Genomic DNA, 4,750 nt, shown 5'->3' with positions numbered 1-4,750 from the left:
CCCAATTGCAAAAGGCTGCCCTGAGGCTGGGCTGCCAGCCGCAATAGAAAACGCAATCCATAACGGGTTCTGGTTGAAAATCGCATAGGCTCCTCGTCTCCGGCAAGCGGTCGGTTTGGTTATTACTAGGGCCGCGCTTCGCGGTTCCTGGTAATGGCTGTGAGGCTGAATGGAGTTTCCTGGTACACGTAATAGTTAAGCCAGTTACAATAGAACAGATGTGCGTGCGCCCGCCAGTTCATATGCGGCATGGCAGAAGCATCATCGTTCGGGTAGTAATGCTCAGGCACATCCGGGTTCAGGCCCCGGTCAACGTCTCGGCGATATTCAGTATCCAACGTGCCTCGATCATACTCCAGATGCCCTGTCATGAAAACCTGTGAATGATCAATACTTTCCAAAAGAGTTACTCCTGCCTGCTCGGACTGTGCCAGCATGCGCAGACGGGACTCTTCAAGAATATTCTGGGCGCGCACTTCAGTGTTTCGTGAGTGCGGGGCAGTGAACGTATCGTCAAAACCTTGGAAAAGGCGGCAGCCCGGCTGTAAAATGTCGTGGTCATAGATGCCGGAAAGCTTACGTGAAAGGCTGAATTTGGGTATCCCGTAAAAATGGTACAGGGCCGCCTGGGCAGCCCAGCAAATATACAGGGTCGAATAGACGTGGCTGGCTGCGTAATTCATAATATCAAGCAGTTCGTGCCAATAATCTACATCTTCAAAGGGCAGGTGCTCCACAGGCGCGCCCGTTACTATCATGCCGTCAAAGCTGTCGTGCCGTATCTCGCTGAACGTTTTATAAAAACGTTCAAGGTGGCGTGCCGGAGTGTTTTTGGACTCGTGCGCCTCGGTACGTAACAGGGTAATGTTGACCTGTAGCGGCGAGTTGCTCAAGAGCCGCAACAGTTGGGTTTCCGTAGCGATCTTGGTAGGCATAAGGTTGACGATAGCTATTTCGAGAGGGCGGATGTCCTGCATTACTGCACGGTCTTCGGTCATCACGAAGATATTTTCGTTTTCGAGAGCTGCGCAGGCGGGCAAATCCGCCGGGATCTTGATAGGCATGTCCTCTTCCTTGACCCTGAAGTGTTATGCAGGCAGCAGTTCTTGCAAATTTTGCGCTTTGTTCAGTGCTGGTTTCCTGTATAACATGAGCTATGTCGGGATACCGCTTAAAACATAGCAATTAGATATGTTTTGTCAAGGCGCTGTGCCCACTATTGTTTTCACAGATAGCAGAAATATTGTTTCTTGGTGCTAAACCGTAACCACATGGCATTCCATCTGCAAATCGCTTTGCGCGTCTTTCAGGGCTTGCTGAACCAGCCTCTCAAGACCGCCACAGCACGGCACGCTCATGCGCAGCACTGTCAGTTTTGCTATCTGCCCCGACTTTATGATGGCCGTGAGTTTTTCCAGCAAGGCCGCGTTGTCTTCAAGTTTGGGGCAGGCAATAATGGGAATTCGGCCTGCAATCCAGTCTTTATGCAGATTGGGCAGGGCAAAGCCAGCACAATGAGCTGCCAACAGTATATGGGCTCCTTTAAGGAAAGGAGCCGTGGGCGGTACCAGCCGCAGCTGAATGGGCCATGACGGCAGCTCAACGGCCAACCCCGGGTTGCTTGATACAGCGCCGGGCGACAGGGGCTTGAGGGCACGCGCCATGCTGCCGGGGCAGCCGCCTGACTTGTGCGGCATGCCGTGGGGACTACAGCCATCAACTGGCTTGCCGCTGTGTCCTTCACGCGCTGCCTTGGCAGTCAGGGCAGCCTCTTCATCAAAGTCGTCTGCCTCGCGTTCGATAAGCTGCAATGCGCCTTCAGGACAATTCAAGCAAGCTCCCAACCCGTCACAGTAAGAATCTTTAATGAGTTTGGCTTTGCCGTCAACTATAGCCAACGCTCCTTCAGCACAGTCCAGTATGCACTGGCCGCAGCCGTTACATTTGTCTTCGTCAATCTGAATTATAAGACGTTTCATATGCTACGCCTCTTCTGCCAGTGTTGGCAATTGTGATGGTGTGTCAATTATATGGTGGGCCCCTGCTTGGCGCAGTTCATCTGCACCGCGGAACCCCCAGGCTACGCCTACTGAAATCACGCCAGCGTTGCGTGCAGTCAGAATATCTACATCGCTGTCGCCCACATACAGGGTTTGTAAAGCAGATGTATGCATTGTTTTCATCATGTCCAGAAGGGCATGGGGCTGGGGCTTCAAAGGCACGTCTTTTCTCGCGCCGCGAACCAGTGTGAAAGGTATGGCGGAAAAGTAGCGCTGTACGATTTCCAGGGTATGCTCTTCGGGCTTGTTGGAAAGGATCGCCAGCGGGTGTCCTGCTGCCGAAAGCTCTTCCAGGGCGGGAATAACGCCGTCGTAAGGGCGCGTGCAATCGCACATATGAAGGCCATAGTACTGACGTGCCTCTTCAACCAACTGCGCCTTGGTCTGATCGTCCAGCGCAGCATCAGCGGGCAGGGTATCGCGAACAAGTTTGCCAAAGCCGTTCCCCACAAAATGCCTGTATTCCGGCAAGGGGTGTGTGGGATAGCCATGTTTTTCCAGTATGGCGTTGCAGGCATTGCCTATGTCAGCAAGAGAATCGAGCAGGGTGCCGTCAAGGTCAAAGAAAAAGGCTTTCATCAAAACTCCCGTTGGTCCTTGGTAACAAGAAAGATTTCACAAAGACTCTGTAAGACAGTGTAGCTGAAAAGCAGTACAAGTCACAAGTCTGCATCCAGGTAAAAAGCATCTGCGCTGTTTGTGGCGCCGGGTATTGTTTCAAACAGGCCTGTTGATGCCAGACTGTTTTTGTACAAATGCTTTGCTTATGGTGTCAAATGGTTGCGCCGTACTTCTGGACAGAGGCATATCGCCTTGATAGAGTCTTAGCACTAGGGTGAACTAACGTATGTGACCCTCGTCACGGAGGATTTATGGCACGACATATTCTAACTCTCAAGGGTTTGGGCGAAAAAGCATCTTGGCTGCTAGTGCAACAGGCTATGGGCATGCCAGAAGCCAAAACGCGAACTAATTTTATGACGGATCGTGTAGCTGTACTTTTGTTTGCAGAAAATTCATTGCCTGAACGGCTTTGCGTATCTGCTGCCGTGCGCCAGATGGGCGGTTCCGTTGTGTATGAAGGCGGCCGTACGGTATGGCGTAAAGAGTTGGCAGCGTTTCGCGAGCAGCTCATGCCGATTTTTAGTTACTTTGTAGACTGCCTGTATACATATGGCTTGGCTGTGAGCACTTGGGAGCCTGGCCGGCTTGCACTTCGTTTTCCGGTAATCAATGCTGGCAGCCCTGATGCGCACCCTGCGCACGCTCTGGCCGATATTGCCTGCATGCTGCGCAATTCGCGTGATCTTCGCGGCGTAACATGCGCATGGTTAGGTTGCCTCAATGGCACGTTGCACTCTTTGATTGCAGCTACAGCATGGTTTCCCTTTGCTCTGCGTGTGGCTCTGCCGGAGCATGTGGACGCTGCCCCTCTTAAAGCGGAAGCGGCCCGGCTGGGAACAAATATCACCTTCGTGGATACTCCTGATGAAGCGGTAAAGGGCGCTGACTATCTTTTGGTAGGTTGCCGTGGCGGCATTACCGCTGAAGAATATGAGGACTGGAGCGTAAGCGAAGAACTGCTGGCCAAGGCAAAGCCCCACGCAAAAGTCATGCTCAGCGCGGCACCAGCCGATGCCATCATGGTGGGCAGCAATATTTTGCGCAGCAACAAAACTTCCATGCTGGCGCAGCAGTCTGAATATCGCCTGCGTGTGCATAAACGCATGTTACATTGGGCGTTTTTGGATAACGAAGACGATATATAAAATTCAAAACGCCCGTGAGAACGGGCGTTTTTGCTGTCTACTGAAAAACTTGAAACAGATGAATCTTGAGGATGTGCATCCTTAAAGTTCACGGCCTGTCCGCTACAGCGCGTAACTGCCCAAAGAAACACCGTTTACGCTTCCGGCGGCGTCGGCTACCACAGTTGACTGCGTGTTTTAACTTTGAAAATGTTCTAATCTGCCAGTATTTCGTACTGTTCCAGTTTGTCCCACACGGCGCTGATAAGCATGGCCATTACGGCTGCCAGCCGGGCCTTGGACTGGTTATCCAGCGGCGAGGCTTCACCCCGCACTCTGGCAGTCTCTACCGCAAGGCGCTGACAGAAAAGTTCCGGGCACTGCGATTGCTCACTCTGCGCCAGCAATGGCATATACTGGGCAAAGGGCCCATCCACAAAGGCTTCCAGGCCAGAGGGCAGGCCGTCCGGCTTTCCTGCTGATCCAGATCCAGATGTAGGTAATGGTTCCTGATTTACAGGCTTGGTCTGACTCAGGGGCTGCGCTTGGGCGGCATTCTGCAACAGGTTGCCTGTTTGCCGCAGATAGCCCATCAAAACACTATTGGGGGCGTACTGCATGAGCCCTGCCGTGACCACCGCATGGGTGAAGGCGCGCCATTCCGAGCAAAAGCAGATAGCTCCCGTTCCTTCAAGATAGAGAGACGGCAGCTGGGCGCTGTGCGCCAGGCGCACCATACCTTCGGCATCAGTGTTGATGGAAAAAAGAATACAGGCGGCTTCAATGCCCTGCGCGGCGCTCAACTGTTTTTTGGGCATGATTCTTCACTTTCCTGAAGGCAGGTCGTCATATATTCGGCGTACCCGGCTGCCAGCAAACGGCAGGCAGGGCACTGGCCACAACCATAGCCCCACACGTGGCGGTTGCCGCGCTGGCCCGCAT

Annotated in this window: 5 protein-coding genes; 1 reads left to right on the top strand and 4 read right to left on the bottom strand. The window is 53.0% G+C overall.

The features are described from left to right. Positions 1-125 precede the first annotated feature (125 nt). From metA to QM579_RS09345, 3 genes are all read right to left on the bottom strand, one after another. Positions 126-1,064, bottom strand: coding sequence for a homoserine O-acetyltransferase MetA (gene metA / locus QM579_RS09355; protein WP_414998897.1), 939 nt, complete (start codon positions 1,062-1,064; stop codon positions 126-128). A 192-nt stretch (positions 1,065-1,256) separates the two neighbouring features. Further along, entirely contained in the window at positions 1,257-1,979 is a 723-nt protein-coding gene (locus QM579_RS09350; RefSeq protein WP_414998896.1) for an ATP-binding protein, read from the bottom strand. A 3-nt stretch (positions 1,980-1,982) separates the two neighbouring features. Beyond that, positions 1,983-2,639, bottom strand: coding sequence for an HAD family hydrolase (locus QM579_RS09345; RefSeq protein ID WP_414998895.1), 657 nt, complete (start codon positions 2,637-2,639; stop codon positions 1,983-1,985). Positions 2,640-2,932: 293 nt separating this feature from the next. On the opposite strand from QM579_RS09345, the gene QM579_RS09340 reads away from it, so the two are divergent. Then, the gene (locus tag QM579_RS09340) at positions 2,933-3,829 is read left to right on the top strand and encodes an ornithine carbamoyltransferase (protein ID WP_414998894.1); all 897 of its coding nucleotides are present in this window, start codon (positions 2,933-2,935) and stop codon (positions 3,827-3,829) included. 194 nt (positions 3,830-4,023) lie between these two features. Here the strand turns inward: QM579_RS09340 and QM579_RS09335 are convergent, their stop codons facing one another. Then, the gene (locus tag QM579_RS09335) at positions 4,024-4,626 is read right to left on the bottom strand and encodes a serine/threonine protein kinase (protein WP_414998893.1); all 603 of its coding nucleotides are present in this window, start codon (positions 4,624-4,626) and stop codon (positions 4,024-4,026) included. Positions 4,627-4,750: the final 124 nt, after the last annotated feature.

The sequence above is a fragment of the Desulfovibrio sp. genome (assembly GCF_047607245.1).
GTDB lineage: Bacteria > Desulfobacterota > Desulfovibrionia > Desulfovibrionales > Desulfovibrionaceae > Desulfovibrio.
This window is presented reverse-complemented; position numbering and strand designations above follow the sequence as displayed.

Bases quoted from the DNA above. Each gene is read 5' to 3' on its own strand.
- metA (WP_414998897.1), bottom strand. From the start codon at position 1,064: ATGCCTATCAAGATCCCGGCGGATTTGCCCGCCTGCGCAGCTCTCGAA.
- QM579_RS09350 (WP_414998896.1), bottom strand. From the start codon at position 1,979: ATGAAACGTCTTATAATTCAGATTGACGAAGACAAATGTAACGGCTGC.
- QM579_RS09345 (WP_414998895.1), bottom strand. From the start codon at position 2,639: ATGAAAGCCTTTTTCTTTGACCTTGACGGCACCCTGCTCGATTCTCTT.
- QM579_RS09340 (WP_414998894.1), top strand. From the start codon at position 2,933: ATGGCACGACATATTCTAACTCTCAAGGGTTTGGGCGAAAAAGCATCT.
- QM579_RS09335 (WP_414998893.1), bottom strand. From the start codon at position 4,626: ATGCCCAAAAAACAGTTGAGCGCCGCGCAGGGCATTGAAGCCGCCTGT.